The organism is Streptomyces sp. NPDC052496 (assembly GCF_040679095.1).
Classification (GTDB): domain Bacteria; phylum Actinomycetota; class Actinomycetes; order Streptomycetales; family Streptomycetaceae; genus Streptomyces.
On sequence record NZ_JBFAUH010000003.1, the window covers coordinates 366,177 to 381,606 of the forward strand.

Genomic DNA, 15,430 nt, shown 5'->3' on the forward strand with positions numbered 1-15,430 from the left:
GGGGAGGGCCCCCGGGGCGGCGGATGCTTGGCGGTATCGAGGCCGACCCGGGGGTTCGGTGTGCTGCTGGTCAGTCAGCGGCGGTGGTGATCGCGGAGCAGCGAGCGCAGGACGACGGCGGCGACCGCCACGGACACGGCCGAGACGGCGACGGCGGCCAGGAGCGCGGTCAGCACCACCCCGCCGACGAGGAGGGCGGCGACCGCTCCGGTGCTGACGGAGATCTGAGGGACGGACCGTCGCGCGGGGGCCGGGGCGGTCGCGGTGGGCGTGATGTGGGTGGGCGGCGGCGTCGGACTGTCGGGGTACTTGGGCAGGAACACGGCAGAGGTCTCCTTACCTACTCGTCTAGTCATGTGAGCCGTTGATGATGTTCACGCCGGAGCGCGTGCCGTTCTCGATGGCCGGCGCCATGAAGGTGTGGGAGAGCCAGAACCCGAAGAGCGCGATCACCACGACGATCCAGATGCGGACGCCGAGGTACTTGACCGCACCCCAGGCGAAGAGACCGAGGACGACGACGAGCGGCAGGCTGACGGTCACGGGGCGGAATCCTTTCGGCGCATGGATCAGCGGACGGGGCAGCGGTGGGTGCGGGCGGCCAGTTCGGCGGCGGCGCGGCTGTCGTAGTCGGCGGAGAAGCCGCAGCGCGGAGCCGTGCAGGCGGCGGTGTGCTTCTCCCGGCCGCGTCCGTCGTAGGACGTGCCGACCTGGACGGGACCGATGCGGGTGACCGAGTGGAAGCGGCGGTTGGCGCTCATGTGGATCTCCTCTCAGAGCTGGGCAGCGATGGCGTCGGCGATCGGCAGGGATACGCCGAGGCGGGCGCGCAGGGTCGGGGTGTCGATGGCGGTGCCGGTGCGGGTGTGGTGCTCGGTGGCGACCTTGCGGGCGTGTTCGACCAGGGCGGCCGGGACGGAGACCGCAGGGGGCGCGGGGGTCGGTTCGGGGGTCGGTGGCGCCGGGAGTACCGGCGCCGGGGCGGGCGCGTCCTCCTGGTCCTCGATGGCCGAGGGCTCCTCCTGGTCCTCGTCGGCGGTGGGTGCCTCTGCCGGAATCGCTGCGGAGTGAGCGAGCAGCGTGCCGCCGAGGAAGGCGACCGCAGGCCATCCCGCGACGAGGATGCGCAGCCAGGCCGGTACGTCGTCCAGGTCGAGCAGTCCGGCGGTGGCTACGTTGGCGCCCAGGGAGGCGCCCAGCGCGATCACGAACCAGCACCACCCGGCCGCTTTCTCGTCGCTGGTTCGCAGCCGCCGCCAGGCAGCCACCAGCAGCAGGTCGACGGAGACGGGGTACGCCCATGCCTTCCACCCGTCCTGACCGGCCGCCGAAGCGATGTCATGCAGGTGGGCGAAGGACAGAGCGGCGGCGATGACCGCCTGGACGAGCACCGCGTCTACGCGGGCCAGCAGGGCGCGCATACTGCGGCTCCTTCCGGATTCAGGCATGGCGGGGGTAGGGACACGGCGCGAGGCGGTCACGCTAACCGGATGGGGAAGGCTGAGTTCAGCCGGTCGTCGGTTGCGGCCGAACGACCGGGGTCGGTGACTTGATCGGCCGTACCGGCACAGCAGGCCGGAACGGCTGGAGTGCGGGCAGGTGGGGTACCAGGTGGGCCGAGGCGGAACAGGTCTCGGCCGCCTCAGCCAGAGACAGGTACGGCGTACGGACGCGGGACCAGCCGCCGGATGCGTCGCCGATCACGGCGAGTCCGGGCTGTTCGGGGGCGATGGCGCAGGCGGCGGCGACCGCTTCGGGCGCGATGTCGCCCAACGCCATCTTCGCGGAGGCTTCATCGTTCACGCGGTGGCAGACGCGGCCGGTCAACTGGGCGCGCAGCATGGTCGCCCCCTTGCCCAGTTCGGCACCGAAGCGCTGGCCGCAGATTTCCAGGTAGATGCCGGCGGCCCGGCCGAGCTGGGCAAGACGGATGAGCTGGGTGACCATCTCGTCCCGACGCTGTTCGTCTTTCTTCGTGGCGACGAGGAAGAGTTCCGCCACCTCGTCCACGAACAGCACCACAGGCACCGGGCGTTCATGTTCAGGCAGGCCCCAGATGTCCGAGGTGATCTCCTCATCCGGTGTGTCCGGGGCGATGCCCTGCCGGGCCTTGATCAGGTCGTATCGGTCCTCCATCTCCTCGATGAGCACCGGCAGCAGGGCCGCAGCCTGCTCAGGATCGGTGGCCAGCGCCGAAAGCCGGGCCGCGAACGGCGCCAGCTCAACTCCACGTTTGCAGTCGATGCCGACCAGGGCGACGGGCTGACGGGCCAGCCCAGTGATGAGGTGGCGCAGGTACATGGACTTGCCCGACAGCGTCGCGCCGAGGGTGAGCCCGTGCGGAACGGTGCGGTAGTCCCGTACGAAGGCCGTGGCGTCCTCCCGCAGCGCCACCGGGACCTTCAGCAGCCCAGCCGGGAGCTTGCGCGGCATGCGGACCTTCCGCAGCACGTCGAACCCGACCAGCCGCAGGTCGATCACGCCAGGCTTGACGGGTGTCACGTACACGGCGTGCACGCCCCAGGCATGGCGCAGCCGTTCGGCCGAGGCCGCGACGTCGGCTGGTTCTTGCCCGGGGGCGAGGCGGAGCCGAAGTCGTAACCCCGTCGTGGTCGGCCGGATGATGCCGCGACGCGGCGGTACGGGCCGGACCTCGCGGCGGGTGCTGGCCTTGACCGCCAGGACTCGCAGCCGGGAGGGGGCCACGGTCAGGCCGCAGGCTTCCATGACCGAGCTGTACGAGCCGAGCAGCCGGGCGGTTGAGACCGGCAGGCCGACCGTGGACCAGTAGACGCCCGGGTGCCGTGCCCGGGCGTAGGCGGCCCCACCGCCGAGGGCGGCGACAGGACCACCTACCTCCAGAAGCGCTGCCAGGTCGGTCATCAGGCCGCGTCCCCCATGGCGGCCGGGAAGGCGGCCGGAGTGACGGCGGCGGCCCGGTAGGCGATGCCGTGCCGCTGCTGGCCGTTGAACACCGACTCCCACGGCCGGGCAACCAGGCCGGGCAGCGAGACCGGAGCGCCGAGCGTCAGGCCCTCGGAGACACCGCCCTCCGGCACGGTGACCTTGATCAGGGAGGACTCCCCTTCCTCGATGTAGACGACGCCGATCGTCATCAACGCTTCGCCGTTGTTGGCGTCCTTGGCGATCTCGCCCGTCTTGCGGTCGCGGACCTTGGGCTCGGGCGCCTCGGTCAGCAGGATCGTCGCGGCCGAGGTCTCCACACGGATGGTGCGCAAGGCTTCTTCCCATCTACTCGTCTAGACAAGTTGCAGTCTTCGCGCCCGGCTCTTCCGGGAACGGGGACCACCTTGCCACACGACTTGCCCACTCGTCTATACGAGTATGCGTGTCGGGGCGTACGAGTCCGAAGAAGTGGCCTCGCGCACCGCCGGTCAGGTGGCCGGGAGCTGGTAGGAGAGGACGTACGCGTCCGCCGCCATCACCGTGTCGCAGACCTCCACGGCCCGCTTCTCCGTGTCGTACGCCGTGCGGATCAGGTGGATCACCGGGACTCCGGACGCCAGTTGCAGCGTCTTGACCTCGGCAGGTGAAGGCATCCGGGCGCGGATCTCCTCCTCGAAGTGGTCGAGGTGGTGACCCAGCTCCTCAAGCCGGGCGTAGATGCCGCCGGGGCCGGGGTTGGGTTCGGCGATCTGAGTGCCGCGGGCGATGTCGAGCGGCAGGTAGGAGGTGGCGAACTCAACCGGCCGGCCGTCGAGCAGATAGCGGCGCCGCCGGGCGAGCACGCGCCGCACGGAGCCGAGCCGGGCAGAGATGTCCTGACTGGCTTTCTCCTCCTTGACCTCCAGACCATCCACCTTCGGATGGCTGCCGACGGCATCGGCTTCCACGATGAACGCGGACTTCCCCTGTTCGCGGTGGCGCCGGGCGAAACGGTCGGAGGCGAGGCGCCGGACGGGCGGGCGCGGCCGGACGAAGACACCCTTGCCGTGCTCGGCGTGTACCAGGCCCTCGCCCTGGAGGACCGAAAAGGAGTTCCGCACCGTCATACGGGAGACCCCGTAGTGCTCGACAAGTTCAGCTTCCGAGGGCAGCTTTTCCCCCTCTTTGAAGCGCCCGCGATCAATGGCCTCACGCAGTTGATCGGCGATCTGCCGGAAAACCGCACGATCACTCGTGGGGTCGAGAGCGCCAAGAACGCTCGGAAGAGACGTCACGTGGACTACTCCTTTAGGTATCTAGACGAGTGGGCGAGTGCTGTTGCTACGGTGGAGAGCCTAGCCATCCGAAGGGGCCGAGGAACGTGAGCACCGACCGTCCGCACTCCGTGAGCGTCGCCGGAGTCATCGTCGACGACCAGGGCCGGGCTCTCCTGATCAAGCGACGCGACAACGGCCACTGGGAGCCGCCGGGCGGAGTCCTCGAACGCGAGGAAACCATCCCGGAAGCTCTTCAGCGCGAGGTGCTCGAAGAAACCGGCATCAAGATCGAGCTTCCGGCGACCTTGACCGGTGTCTACAAGAACATGACGGGCCTGATCGTTTCTCTGGTCTTCCGCTGTCGGGCCGCCGACGGCACCCCCACCACCGGGGACGAAACCCGCGCGCTGCGGTGGGCCACCCGTGAAGAAGTCACCGAACTCGCCGACGAGGCTTACGCGATCCGCGCCCTGGACGCGCTCGACGCCACTACCCCGCCGGCCGTCCGCGCCCACGACGGCGTGAAACTCGTCTAGCCCGAACCCGCTGCACATGGCGGCCTACCAGCACGAAGGAACTTGTATGCACGAGTATACGAGTAGAGTCCAGGTCTGGGGGCTCAGTTGCCCAGGTTCCCCGGAAGAGGTGAGCCGGGCCCGCCGATGGACCCGCGACATACTGCGCGATTCCCCGCTGGCCGAGGACGCCGAGCTGATCGTGAGCGAGCTGAGCTCGAACGCGATCCTGCACACCGCCAGCGGGCGGGACTCCGGCAGCTTCCATCTGTCTCTAGCGGTCACCCCGCAGGTCATTGCCCTGTCGGTCACCGACGACGGCGGCGCAGGCACGATCCCGAAGGTCGAGGACCAGGACGAGGAGGCCGAGCACGGCCGGGGGCTCGGCATGGTCAATGCGATCGCTCACCGAGTGGTGGTCCACAGCAGTCAGGGCGCCCACACCGTCACCGCAGAACTCTTCACGAGCAACCGACCAGGAGCCCACCCATGCTGAAGACCGACAAGCCCCGCCGCGGCTACTGGTGCGAATGCTGGACCCAAGACCTCGCGAACCCGACCGAGAGGCCGGCCCTCCACGCATCCTTCGACGCCTACTCCGCCCACCAGGCCGACAGGTGGGTAGCCGTAGCCCTCCGCACCATCACACCGGCCCTCTCGCCGGACGCCTCACACGAAGCCTGGACATGGCTCTGCGAGGGACGAATGAAGGCCAGGGCAGCCCTACTCCGCCGACAGCCCTACACGGTGACCATCACCCACACCAACACCCGCATCACCTGGACGATCCGCCCCGTGATCTTCCTCCCTCTCGCCCACCGACAGGGCACCGTACTCCCCGCCTGCACAGAGGACTTCAAGCCCCTCCCGCCAGCCTGAGTTACAACTTTCTCTACTGGTTCAAGCCCCGCCCTGCGGGCGGGGAGGGGTGGGGGAAGGGGGAGAGCACTCCAGGAACTCCCACAGCAGGATCGCCATTCCCGGCCGGGGCCGCCCTGACGCCGCTCGCGTACGGACGCGAAGCCCTGATGGAAGTCCGTGGGGAGCTGGTGAGAGCGCGCAAACGGGTTCGTTCCCGTCGGCCAAGTACCCAGCGGCCCGGCCGTCGCCGGAACCGGTGCCGCGGACGACGGCGTTGGCCTTGTGGGTGCTCTTGCCTTCGGCATCCGGCGCGCGGGTCAACGGCTTTGGCAGCCGCCGCTACGAAGCACACCCCACCGGCCCGCAACGCGGGCTGGCGCGGAGCTCGGGGACTCGGGCGCCGCTCCTGCCTCCGGCCCGCTCCGCCCGGCCCCCGGCCCCGCGCCACCTGAAGCTGCCACGGGGTGCTTCGCACACGCTTTGCCCCGCCCAAAAGCAGCGCCGGAACGAGCAAACACCCCACCAGCCAAGACCGTCACCCGCGACGCCGGCCCGGCATGACCAGGTCGCAGACGCCCGCCATCAGGACGAGCCGAGCAGCAGCACCAGAGCCCCCGGCTCAAGAGAGCAGAGCCAGCGGGGAGCCCGGGGGCGGGGAGGGTGCAGATGAGGGGGATGAAGGTGGAGGCGGAAGCGGTGAGCGGTTTACGTGACGGGCGCGCTGCCGACCGCCCCATAGGCAGTAGTGCTGTCGAGACAGGCAGGCTACGGAAGGGGTTGGGTTGGGGGCGCCGAGCACTCCGGACACAACGGCCGGCGGGAGCTGGTCGCCGTACCGCCACCGTCACGGATGCGGCAGCGTGAGCGGACCGACCCTGGCCCATGGCTGAGGGGGAGCAGCTGCTGCCGCGATGTGGTCGAGGCCGTCGTGGGCGCTCCGCTCAGTTCCTCGCCGCTGTGGTGGCCAAGCTTTTGTGCAGCGTGGACTACATGTCCGACCAAGTGGAGAGAACTCCGGCGGCGGTGGCACAGGCCACGCCGAGGCTGGCCAAGATGGCTGGCGTACTGACGTCCGGCAGCGACTGCCTAAGCAGCTCAAGCTCCAGACGCTCACGGATGTACATCACGTCCAGTCCGGTCCCCTCGGGGGGCAGCTCCTCGTTCAGCCGATCGCTCTTATCGCTCGCGGGAATGGTGGGGTCACGCATCACTTGATCGACACGGTCGAGCTTGCCCTGTAGGTGCGTTTGCCGCTCCCCGAAGGCTCGCCAGATGCCGTAAATGCCTGCCGCCGGCAGGAGCCCACCAAGCAGGGTGAGCGCTGTGACTATCCACTTCATTGGGCAGCACGCCTTCCGCGTAGGGGCACCCGCTGTCGTTCCCTCTTAAGCTGTGCCACGAGTGATGCGGCTGTCTCATCGGTGATTGGCCATTGGTTGGACTCCCACTCCGGCTGGAAGAAGGGTTCAAGGGCGGCCAGTTCCCGGTGCATCTCGTGCATGGCCTCCGCTAGCCGCTCGAAGCCGCGAATGGGCAGCTCGCGGTTGAAGTCGAGCGCACGTTGCAGGTCGGGCCCCAGCTCCCTCGGATCTACGTGACGGGGGTAGTACCGAGCGAGTTCTGCTGCTTTGACGGCCGTGATGGCCTGGTCGAAGGCTTCGCGTCGAGCCGTGAGCCAGGACTGACGGCGGAGGCCCCAAGGGTTCAGGAAGGCTCCGATTGCCACCCCGGCAAGCGCGAATACTGGTGCAATCCATGGCGTGAGCCAGGCCACTCGATCCCCCGATCGTCTGTCGCAGAAGAAGGTAGTTTCTCGCCATAGAGGCTGGATCGTCTATGGTCGGCGCAATCTTCGTTTCAGAACCGCTGCATCATGATCGGCGACGCGGCGGGAGTCTGCTGTACAGCAGTGAAGTACAGCAACCGCAGCGGCTCGACCTGCTCAGCAGCGACCCTCCAGAGCCTTACGGTGACCTCTTCGACCGTCTCTGACCGATCTAGTTAGAGCTACGGATCAGAAGGTTGCAGGTTCGAATCCTGCCGAGCGCACAGCAGGTCAAAGCCCCCGCCGGGTTCTCCGGACGGGGGCTTTGTCGTGCCGTACAGCAGTGAAATACGGCAACCGGGTCAGGTCAGCCGCTGGTACCGCTCACGGCCCCGCAAGGGCTGTCGAGCGCGGCTCGCACGTCTTCCTCGCTCGCCTCCGCGTACACCTCCATCGTCATCGCGATCTTGGAGTGCCGCAGGATCACCTGCGCGAACTTCGGGTGCACCCCGAGGGGCTCTCGCACCACCTGGACGATCCGTCCAGTGATCTTCCTTCCCCTGGCTCACTGACAGGGCGCCGTACTCCCCACCTGCACAGAGGACCTCAAGGGCGGGGATGAGGGCCTGATGTCAGTGCCCCGAAGCAGAATGGGCTCATGAGCGATGCCGCTTCGATTGCGCTGATCACTGCACTGTCGACTCTTGCCGGTGCCGGTATCACCGGCTGGCTGGGCTTCCTGACGCACCGCCATCAAGCGCGGCACCAGGAACGGTTGTTGGGCCTGGAGCGGTCGGAGGCCAGGTGGGACCAGTACCGGACGGAGCGCAAGGAAGCGTACGTCCAGTTCATAGACCAGGCAGTGCGTACGGCGCATGCCATAGGGGAAATGGTGAAGCCGGAGGCTCAGGCGTCCGAGGATTCCTACCTCGATGCGGCAGGACAGGCCCAGGAGCGGCTGGCGGAGCTGTATCCGCTCCTTGCGCTGGTGAACATCGAAGGGCCGGAAGAGGTCGCCGATCTGGCAGATCAGACTGCGAGTGCGCTGGTGACCGAGGGGGCGAGGGCCGGCAAGGTGCGCCGGGATCCCGACTCGAAGCCCGAGTTCGTCGCGGCGTCGCGCGCCCGATGGCAGGCGCAACGCAACTTTGTCCGGGCTGCACGAGACGCCGTCGCCATTCCTATGCCGCAGGGCGAGGAAGAGTTGCTGGGGCCTCGGCCGTCACCCGAACTGGCTGCTTAGCGCGGCGCTCGGCTTCGTCGTGTGCTCTGGTGGCGGGGCCGCGGGGAGGGGTGGGGGTAACGATTTCCCTTGGGTGGTGGGTGTGGCGTAGAGTCTGACGAACCGACGCGGGGTGGAGCAGCTCGGTAGCTCGCTGGGCTCATAACCCAGAGGTCGCAGGTTCAAATCCTGTCCCCGCTACTGCGAAGACCGGTCCGGCACGGAAACGTGCCGGACCGGTTTTTTGTGTGCGCACGGGGTTACCGGGTGGCGTCTGTGTAGTGGATGGCGGGGCCGGTGAGGTCCGGGGCGAGGCCGGGGCGGAGGGTGAGGGTTTCCGGGTCGTAGTCGGGGGAGTTCTGGCGGCGGAAGGGGAGGGGCGGAGTCGCGGGAATGTCCAGGAGGCGGGTGCGGAGGTGGGCGGCGGTGTCCTCGAAGGCGGCGGGGGTCATCCGGTCGGCCGAGGGGACGAGGAGCGGCGGGACGACGCTCATGCCCGTGTACCAGAAGGTGCCGTGCTGGAGGGGGAAGAGCAGGTCGTTGAGGTCGCCGTTGACGCCGCGGGGGCCGATGGAGGAGGGGCGGGCGCCGACGGTGACGACGACCATGGCGCGCTTGCCGGTCAGCGGGCCGTCGCCGTAGCGGAGCGCCTGGCCGGTGGCGGGGTCGTCGATGCCGTACGCGAAGCCCTTGATGAAGACGCGGTCGAACCAGCCCTTGAGGATCGCGGGCATCCCGTACCACCAGAGGGGGAACTGGACGACGAAGGTGTCGGCCCAGCGGAGCTTCTCCTGCTCGGCGCGGATGTCGGGGCTCAAGGTGCCGGTGGTGAGGGCATGCTCGGCGGCCCTGCTGACGTGCAGGCGCTCTTCGGGGGCGTGGTCGAAGTCGCCGGCGTCGACGACCGGGTTCCATTTCATGGCGTAGAGGTCGGAGAGCTGGACCTCGTGGCCGTGCTCGCGCAGGGTGCGCAGGCCCTCGTTCTTGAGGGAGCTGTTCAGGGAGCGCTCTTCGGGGTGGGCTGTGAGCCACAGGACCTTCATGGGAGACCTTTCCGGGGGCGGGGGAGGAGGAAGGGGGGTGAGGGGGTGGGTCGATCTTCCGGCCGGCGGTCCCGGCCGGACGAGTGGCTGGATGGCCAGCATGTGCAAGGATCGGGCCATGGGTGTCTTCGCGGGCGACGGGCGGCACCGGGTCGCCGTACTGGTACGGGACGGGCTGCTGCCGATGGAGCTGGGCATCGTCCACCGGCTCTTCGGTCATGCCGAGGCGGCCGACGGGCGGCGGCTCTACGAGGTGGTGACGTGCGCGCCGGAACCGGGGGAACTGCGTACGGATGCGGACTTCACGGTCAACGTGCGTCACGGGCCCGAGGCCGTGGCGGAGGCCGACACCGTCGTGGTGCCGGCCTCGGAGCAGGACTACGGGGCGGACGGCGGCTGTCTGACCGCGGACATGGCACGGGCCGTCGCGGCCGTCCGGCCCGGTGCCCGCATCGCGTCGATCTGTACGGGGTCGTTCGTGCTGGCGGCGGCCGGGTTGCTGGAGGGGCGGCGGGCGACCACGCACTGGCGGTCGGCGGAGCGGTTCCGGGAGTTGTTCCCGGAGGTCGAGCTGGACGCGGATGTCCTGTACACGGACGAGGGGGGTGTGCTGACGGCCGCGGGTGTCGCGTCCGGGATCGATCTGTGTCTGCACATGATCAGGTGTGATCACGGGGCGGCGGTGGCCAACGAGGTGGCGCGGCGTACGGTCGTGCCGCCGCACCGGGAGGGCGGCCAGGCCCAGTTCATCCGCCGCCCGGTGCCCGAGCCGCAGCACTCCTCGACGGCCGCCGCCCGGGCCTGGGCACTGGAGCACCTGGACCGGCCGGTGACGCTGCGGGAGCTGGCCGCGTGCGAGTCGATGAGCGTACGGACCTTCACCCGGCGGTTCCGGGAGGAGGCCGGCGTGTCGCCGTTGCAGTGGCTGACCCGGCAACGTGTCGAGCGGGCCCGGCAGTTGCTGGAGGAGACGGAACTGACGGTGGACCGGGTGGCGGCCGACGCGGGCTTCGGCACCGCGGCCTCGCTGCGGCAGCACCTCCAGGCGGCGGTGGGGGTGTCGCCGAGTACGTACCGCGCCACCTTCAGGGGCGGAGGGGGCGGGGACGAGGGCAGGGACCGGGGCGGACCGGCCGAGGCGGGGGCCGTGGCGTGACCGGCGGGGCGGGCGCGTGGTGGTGTACGGGGCCGAGCTGGGCCGGGACCGAGCCGGGGCTCGGCTGGTACCGCCCCGGGCGCGACGCGCGGCGGCGCAGTGCGCTGCCCGCGGGCAAGGCGCTGGCGTTCGCCGTGACGGGCGAGCGGCGGTGTCTGGGGGTACGGCGAAGCGCGCGGTGGATCGCCTGCCCGTACGCGGCGGTGATCGACGCCGGCGTCGCGCGCGACCAGTGCGCGGACTGCGCGCGGCTGGACCGTTCGCGGTCGGTGGCGGCGGACACCATGGCCGACGACCCCCGTACGTACGGCGTGTACCTCGCGTATTTCGGCCCTGGGCTGCTCAAGGTGGGCATCACGGCGGCCGAGCGCGGGGCGGCGCGACTGGTCGAGCAAGGGGCGATCACGTACGCCTGGCTGGGGCACGGGCCGCTGATGGCCGCGCGGCGGGTCGAGGCGCTGCTGGGGAGCGCCCTGGACGTACGGGACCGGTTCGGGAAGGCGGAGAAGCGCGCGGCACGCGGCGCGCTGCCACCCGTGCCGGAGCGGGTGGCGGACCTGGCCGCCCTGCACGCGGCGGCCCGCGGGCTGGCCGGGTGGCCGGAAGCGCTGGAACCGGCCGCCTTCGCGTGGACGGATCACACGGAGGTGTACGGGCTGGAGCGGATTCCGGCGGGGGCCGGCGAGGTCGCGGGGCCGGCGTCCGGGGACGAGATCGTGGGGGACGTGGTGGCGGGGGTGGGCGCGGATCTGTATGTGCGGGGGGTGGTGGCCGCGTCCGGAGCGGCGGAGACGGGGGAGGCAAACGCGGCGGAGGTGTTCGTGGTGGATGTGCGTGGACTGGCGGGGTGGGTGTTGCGGGGTGCGACGGGTGGGGTGACGACGGCGGTGGTGCGGGCGCCGAAGGGCGGGGCGGCGGGGGAGGAGCAGGGGAGTCTGTTCTGAGGGGGGAGGGCCGGGGCGGTGGTGTACGGAAGCGATGAGAGGGGCCGGACCGACAGCCGGCCCGGCCCCTCTCCTTTCGATTCTCCTGGCGATCCGGTGTGACCGGCAGCGGTCAGTACTGGATGGTGTGCTTGTAGAGGATGTTGCGGGCCGTCGCGCCCGTGTTCAGGCCGTAGGCGGGCCGGTCCGTGAGGAAGTACTCGCGGAAGCTGGACTGCGGGTTCCGGGACATCATGGTGTTGCTCTGCACCCAGTTGCCGTCGACCTGGGACCACAGGTCGACCAGGGCGGTGGCGACGCGGGCCTCACAGGCGTCGCCCGGGTCGATGCCGTTCGTGGCGCGGTCGTTGGCGAGGTTCATGGAGCTGCCGTTGCCCCAGTAATAGGTGGTGTCGTTGAAGGTGTGGAACGACACGGCGTCGGCGAAGCCCTCGGACCAGCCGCAGCTCGGGGAGGAGGCGCGGTTGACGTAGTGGGGCGAGCAGTTGCTCACCTGCGGCCACCAGCCCCGGTACAGCTTGCCCATGAGGGCGTGGCCCGCCTCGTGGACGGTGGTGTGCTCGGAGTCCGGGTCGTCGTCCGCGAGGTGGATCTTGTCGTCGCTGGTGGTCCAGTACGTGCCGTCGGTGGAGCCGGGGTACCACTGGACGGTGATCGGGGTGCAGCGGCCGTCCTGCTGGCTGCTGGCCCAGCAGTTGGTCGTGGAGCCGCGGTTCCACCACAGCTTGTTGAGGGTGTCGAAGGCGTGCCAGGCGCGGCTCTGGCCGCCGTTGGCGTACACGTTGCCCAGGCTGGTGCTGCGCGAGAGGTTGTTCAGCGCGTACGTCGCGGTGGCGTAGGAACCGCCGTTGTAGTCGACCACCGACCACATCCGGCCGGCCTGGGTCCGGAACTCCACCCAGGCGACGGACGTGACGGCCGTGTTCGGGGTGTAGCAGAGGTTGAACTTGCCGTCGCCGTTGCCGGTCATCCCGGTGGCGAGCTTCTGCGTGGCGCCGTTGGCGGTCGCCTTGCCCCACAGGGTGATGTTGGCGTTGCTGACCGGTTCGTCCCGGTTGGCCTTGCCGTTCCAGTTGCCGCCCTCGGCGGACTGGAAGCGGTTGCGGAAGGTGCCGTTCACGCAGAGCGGTGCGCGGGCCGCGGCCGGAGCGGCGGCAGCGGCCGGGGCCGGGGTCTTGGGGGTGACCTTGCGGGGCTTACGGGTGCCGGGTCCGGCGCCGTGGGCCGGCGCCGGGTGGCCCTTGGTGACCGAGACGCCCTTGTCGGAGGAGCCCTTGGCGGTGCCGACGGTCAGTTCCACCGAGTCGTGCCCGGCGCGGTGCGGGTCGGGCCGGTCGATGTCGCTGATGTCCGCCTGGACCTGGGTCGGACCGGCGGCGACGGCCTTGACCTTGAGCTTGATGGTCCGCGTGCCGGGGGTGAGGGCGAGCGTCCGGCTGGTGCGCTGCCCGAAGGTGTCCGTCGTGGGCTCGGTGAGGCCGGAGTCCTTGTCGGTGACGCGGAGCGTCGGCGGGAGCTGGACGGACAGGCCGGCGTGCTTGACCTCGGCCTGTGCCTTGACGTCGACGGTGAGGGTGGCCTGCTCACCGACGGCGGGCAGGCGGTCGAGGGAGGCGGTGACACCCAGGCAGCTCAGCGGCGCCTCGGAGTTCTTCTGCGCGGAGCGGATCGTGCAGGTACCGGACTGCGGGGCCGAGTCGGCCGGGTTGGTCTTGCCCGCGAAGGCGGACGGCACGACGACGACGGCCAGACAGGCGCTCACGCCTGCCAGTGCGGCCAGAGGAACAGGTCTGAGGACCCGTATTCGGGACATGGGCGTGCCTTTCCGCGGCGTGTACGTGCCGGACCCGGCGCGACCGGGCCCGGCGCGGGGGAGCGCCGCTGTGGGGAGGTGGGGCACTGCACCCCCGGGGTGTTGCGGCGTCCGACCACCGACCGACCGATGGCCAGAGCAACACCCAGAGTTACGCAGCGGCCGTGACTCTACACCATGGCCGGGGCATGTCATCGCGTCGACGGACGCGCTCAACTAAGGGCTTGGCCAGCGACGTTGTCGTTTCGGTCGGTACTTGACCTTCGGCTGAGAGAGTTTTAAGGCTGGCTTAAGTTGCGGACGTGAACTACAGGCAGTAATCGGCGGGGCCGGGTGACCGGGGTGATCGGAAGGGGCGGCGTGGGCGGCATCAGCTCATGAACGCAGTGCTGCCATGGCTGTTCGCAGCTCCTGGAGGGTGGCGGGGTCGGTCACGGTGCCGGTGGCCGGGTCGGTCTTCGGGGCGATGGAACCGAAGTTGCGGCAGGCGTCCGGGATCACGCGGGCCGACATCATGCGCAGGGTCTCGCGAAGCTGCTCGTGCGCGTACTCGGCCCCGGTCGGTGAGGGCGAGGCGGTCAGGACCGCGGCCGGCTTGTCCAGGAACTCGGCGCTGCTGACCAGCCAGTCGAGGGCGTTCTTGAGGACGCCGGGGACGCCGTGGGCGTACTCCGGGCTGACGACCAGGACGGCGTCCGCTTCCGCCGCGGCGCGGCGCAGGGCGGCCACCGGGGCGGGCGGCGTGGCGCCCTCGGTGTCCAGGTCGGGGTGGAAATGGGGAAGCGCGGCGATGTCGGCCACGGCTGACGTGGCGTCGGTGGCGGCGAGGGCTGAGCGGAGGATGGCGGCGTTGGAGGAGCGGGCGCGCAGGCTGCCGTTCAGGGCGAGGATCTTCATGGCGTGACGGTACGGATTGACGTCGGGGTCAAGGGAAGCGCGGGGTGCCGGCCGCGCCCCCTGGAACCGGTAAACCCGCAGGTCAGGGCGATTGTCAGTGGTGGGTGCGATGCTGTTTCCAGTGGTGACCGGCTGGACCGCGCGGGGGGCGGCCCAGTCCGGTTCCACTGAAGCAGTGCTGCGGTGACGGGTGTTTCTCAGGAGATTCACAGGTACGCGCAAGACGGCTCTCAGAGGGGGTGGTCAGCCTCGACAGCATGACCGTGACAGCGTCCACATCCACCGCCAAGAAGCCTGCCGAGCTGCTGCGTCCCGACGGGAGCCCGGTACGGGTGCTGGTCGTCGACGACGAGGCGTCGCTCGCCGAACTGCTCTCCTTGGCGCTGCGTTACGAGGGCTGGGACATCCGCGCCGAAGGTGACGGTACGGCCGCGCTGCGGGCGGCTCGTGAGTGGCGGCCGGACGCGGTGCTGCTCGACGTGATGCTGCCGGACATGGACGGCCTGACCGTACTGGGGCGGCTGCGCCACGAACTGCCCGAGGTGCCGGTGCTGTTCCTGACCGCGAAGGACGCGGTCGAGGACCGGATCGCCGGGCTGACGGCGGGCGGCGACGACTATGTGACCAAGCCTTTCAGCCTGGAGGAGGTGGTGGCACGGCTGCGCGGTCTGCTGCGCCGTGCGGGTGCGGCGGCGGGACGCGGCGAGTCGCTGCTCTCGGTGGGCGACCTGCTGCTCGACGAGGAGAGCCATGAGGTGTGGCGGGGCGGCCAGGAGATCCATCTGACGGCCACCGAGTTCGAGCTGCTGCGTTACCTGATGCGCAACCCGCGCCGGGTGCTGAGCAAGACACAGATCCTGGACCGGGTGTGGAGCTACGACTTCGGCGGCCAGGCCAACGTCGTGGAGCTGTACATCTCGTACCTGCGCCGGAAGATCGACGCGGGCCGCAGCCCGATGATCCACACGCGCCGTGGCGCCGGGTACCTGATCAAGCCGGGCGAGTAGCGGGTGACCGGAACCGCGGGGGCGGGCGAGGGGCCGGCTGCCGT

The 15,430-nt window shown here is 69.9% G+C and carries 19 protein-coding genes, 1 tRNA gene and 1 pseudogene; 8 read left to right on the forward strand and 13 right to left on the reverse strand.

Annotation, left to right across the window (positions count from 1 at the left end; all coding sequences use genetic code 11):
* Positions 1 to 74 precede the first annotated feature (74 nt).
* The 7 genes from AB0L45_RS07030 to AB0L45_RS07060 form a co-directional block, all read right to left on the reverse strand.
* A complete protein-coding gene (locus AB0L45_RS07030) occupies positions 75 to 323 on the reverse strand; it encodes a SpdD protein (RefSeq protein WP_365836939.1) in 249 nt (82 codons plus the stop codon).
* A gap of 25 nt (positions 324 to 348) precedes the next feature.
* Positions 349 to 543 (reverse strand): hypothetical protein, encoded by a 195-nt coding sequence (locus AB0L45_RS07035; RefSeq protein WP_030023165.1) that lies wholly within the window; start codon positions 541 to 543, stop codon positions 349 to 351.
* Positions 544 to 569: 26 nt separating this feature from the next.
* Positions 570 to 761: a mobile element transfer protein gene (locus tag AB0L45_RS07040; protein ID WP_030184330.1), complete on the reverse strand. Its 192-nt coding sequence runs from the start codon at positions 759 to 761 to the stop codon at positions 570 to 572.
* A gap of 12 nt (positions 762 to 773) precedes the next feature.
* Positions 774 to 1,421: a DUF2637 domain-containing protein gene (locus AB0L45_RS07045; RefSeq protein ID WP_030184327.1), complete on the reverse strand. Its 648-nt coding sequence runs from the start codon at positions 1,419 to 1,421 to the stop codon at positions 774 to 776.
* 85 nt (positions 1,422 to 1,506) lie between these two features.
* On the reverse strand, positions 1,507 to 2,883 hold the full coding sequence (locus AB0L45_RS07050; protein ID WP_365836942.1) for an FtsK/SpoIIIE domain-containing protein: 1,377 nt from the start codon (positions 2,881 to 2,883) through the stop codon (positions 1,507 to 1,509).
* A complete protein-coding gene (locus AB0L45_RS07055) occupies positions 2,883 to 3,239 on the reverse strand; it encodes a hypothetical protein (RefSeq protein WP_030184321.1) in 357 nt (118 codons plus the stop codon). Before AB0L45_RS07055 ends, AB0L45_RS07050 begins: the two co-directional genes overlap by 1 nt.
* A gap of 156 nt (positions 3,240 to 3,395) precedes the next feature.
* Complete coding sequence (locus tag AB0L45_RS07060) at positions 3,396 to 4,181, reverse strand: GntR family transcriptional regulator (RefSeq protein ID WP_030184318.1); 786 nt, start codon at positions 4,179 to 4,181, stop codon at positions 3,396 to 3,398.
* 110 nt (positions 4,182 to 4,291) lie between these two features.
* Between AB0L45_RS07060 and AB0L45_RS07065 the strand changes: the two genes are divergently transcribed.
* From AB0L45_RS07065 to AB0L45_RS07075, 3 genes are read left to right on the forward strand one after another with little or no spacing between them, the layout of a single operon-like run.
* Positions 4,292 to 4,699 (forward strand): NUDIX domain-containing protein, encoded by a 408-nt coding sequence (locus AB0L45_RS07065; protein ID WP_365837062.1) that lies wholly within the window; start codon positions 4,292 to 4,294, stop codon positions 4,697 to 4,699.
* A gap of 46 nt (positions 4,700 to 4,745) precedes the next feature.
* Entirely contained in the window at positions 4,746 to 5,174 is a 429-nt protein-coding gene (locus tag AB0L45_RS07070) for an ATP-binding protein (protein ID WP_030645218.1), read from the forward strand.
* A complete protein-coding gene (locus tag AB0L45_RS07075) occupies positions 5,168 to 5,557 on the forward strand; it encodes a hypothetical protein (protein ID WP_125519952.1) in 390 nt (129 codons plus the stop codon). Before AB0L45_RS07070 ends, AB0L45_RS07075 begins: the two co-directional genes overlap by 7 nt.
* Before the next feature lie 968 nt (positions 5,558 to 6,525).
* Here AB0L45_RS07075 and AB0L45_RS07080 read toward each other — a convergent pair.
* The 3 genes and pseudogenes from AB0L45_RS07080 to AB0L45_RS07090 all read right to left on the reverse strand — a co-directional run.
* Complete coding sequence (locus AB0L45_RS07080; RefSeq protein WP_365836945.1) at positions 6,526 to 6,879, reverse strand: hypothetical protein; 354 nt, start codon at positions 6,877 to 6,879, stop codon at positions 6,526 to 6,528.
* Entirely contained in the window at positions 6,876 to 7,313 is a 438-nt protein-coding gene (locus AB0L45_RS07085) for a hypothetical protein (protein ID WP_365836947.1), read from the reverse strand. The genes AB0L45_RS07080 and AB0L45_RS07085 overlap by 4 nt, the downstream gene beginning before the upstream one ends.
* A gap of 358 nt (positions 7,314 to 7,671) precedes the next feature.
* Positions 7,672 to 7,818 (reverse strand): annotated as a pseudogene (locus AB0L45_RS07090) (site-specific integrase); the annotation flags it as partial.
* A 144-nt stretch (positions 7,819 to 7,962) separates the two neighbouring features.
* Between AB0L45_RS07090 and AB0L45_RS07095 the strand changes: the two are divergent.
* Both AB0L45_RS07095 and AB0L45_RS07100 read left to right on the forward strand, forming a co-directional pair.
* Complete coding sequence (locus tag AB0L45_RS07095; protein WP_365836949.1) at positions 7,963 to 8,547, forward strand: hypothetical protein; 585 nt, start codon at positions 7,963 to 7,965, stop codon at positions 8,545 to 8,547.
* Between the two features lie 106 nt (positions 8,548 to 8,653).
* Positions 8,654 to 8,727, forward strand: a tRNA-Met gene (locus AB0L45_RS07100).
* A 59-nt stretch (positions 8,728 to 8,786) separates the two neighbouring features.
* Here the strand turns inward: AB0L45_RS07100 and AB0L45_RS07105 are convergent.
* Positions 8,787 to 9,569, reverse strand: coding sequence for an NAD(P)H-dependent oxidoreductase (locus AB0L45_RS07105; RefSeq protein WP_365836951.1), 783 nt, complete (start codon positions 9,567 to 9,569; stop codon positions 8,787 to 8,789).
* A 91-nt stretch (positions 9,570 to 9,660) separates the two neighbouring features.
* On the opposite strand from AB0L45_RS07105, the gene AB0L45_RS07110 reads away from it, so the two are divergent.
* Together AB0L45_RS07110 and AB0L45_RS07115 are read left to right on the forward strand one after the other, a co-directional pair.
* A complete protein-coding gene (locus AB0L45_RS07110; RefSeq protein WP_365836953.1) occupies positions 9,661 to 10,725 on the forward strand; it encodes a helix-turn-helix domain-containing protein in 1,065 nt (354 codons plus the stop codon).
* Positions 10,722 to 11,669 (forward strand): DUF2797 domain-containing protein, encoded by a 948-nt coding sequence (locus AB0L45_RS07115; protein WP_365836955.1) that lies wholly within the window; start codon positions 10,722 to 10,724, stop codon positions 11,667 to 11,669. Before AB0L45_RS07110 ends, AB0L45_RS07115 begins: the two co-directional genes overlap by 4 nt.
* A 112-nt stretch (positions 11,670 to 11,781) precedes the next feature.
* On the opposite strand, the gene AB0L45_RS07120 is transcribed toward AB0L45_RS07115, so the two are convergent.
* Together AB0L45_RS07120 and AB0L45_RS07125 are read right to left on the reverse strand one after the other, a co-directional pair.
* Positions 11,782 to 13,431: a mycolysin gene (locus AB0L45_RS07120; protein WP_365836956.1), complete on the reverse strand. Its 1,650-nt coding sequence runs from the start codon at positions 13,429 to 13,431 to the stop codon at positions 11,782 to 11,784.
* Between the two features lie 426 nt (positions 13,432 to 13,857).
* A complete protein-coding gene (locus AB0L45_RS07125; protein ID WP_365836958.1) occupies positions 13,858 to 14,379 on the reverse strand; it encodes an NADPH-dependent FMN reductase in 522 nt (173 codons plus the stop codon).
* Positions 14,380 to 14,636: 257 nt separating this feature from the next.
* Between AB0L45_RS07125 and AB0L45_RS07130 the strand changes: the two genes are divergently transcribed.
* Positions 14,637 to 15,386, forward strand: coding sequence for a response regulator transcription factor (locus tag AB0L45_RS07130; RefSeq protein ID WP_365836960.1), 750 nt, complete (start codon positions 14,637 to 14,639; stop codon positions 15,384 to 15,386).
* The last annotated feature ends 44 nt before the right edge of the window (positions 15,387 to 15,430 follow it).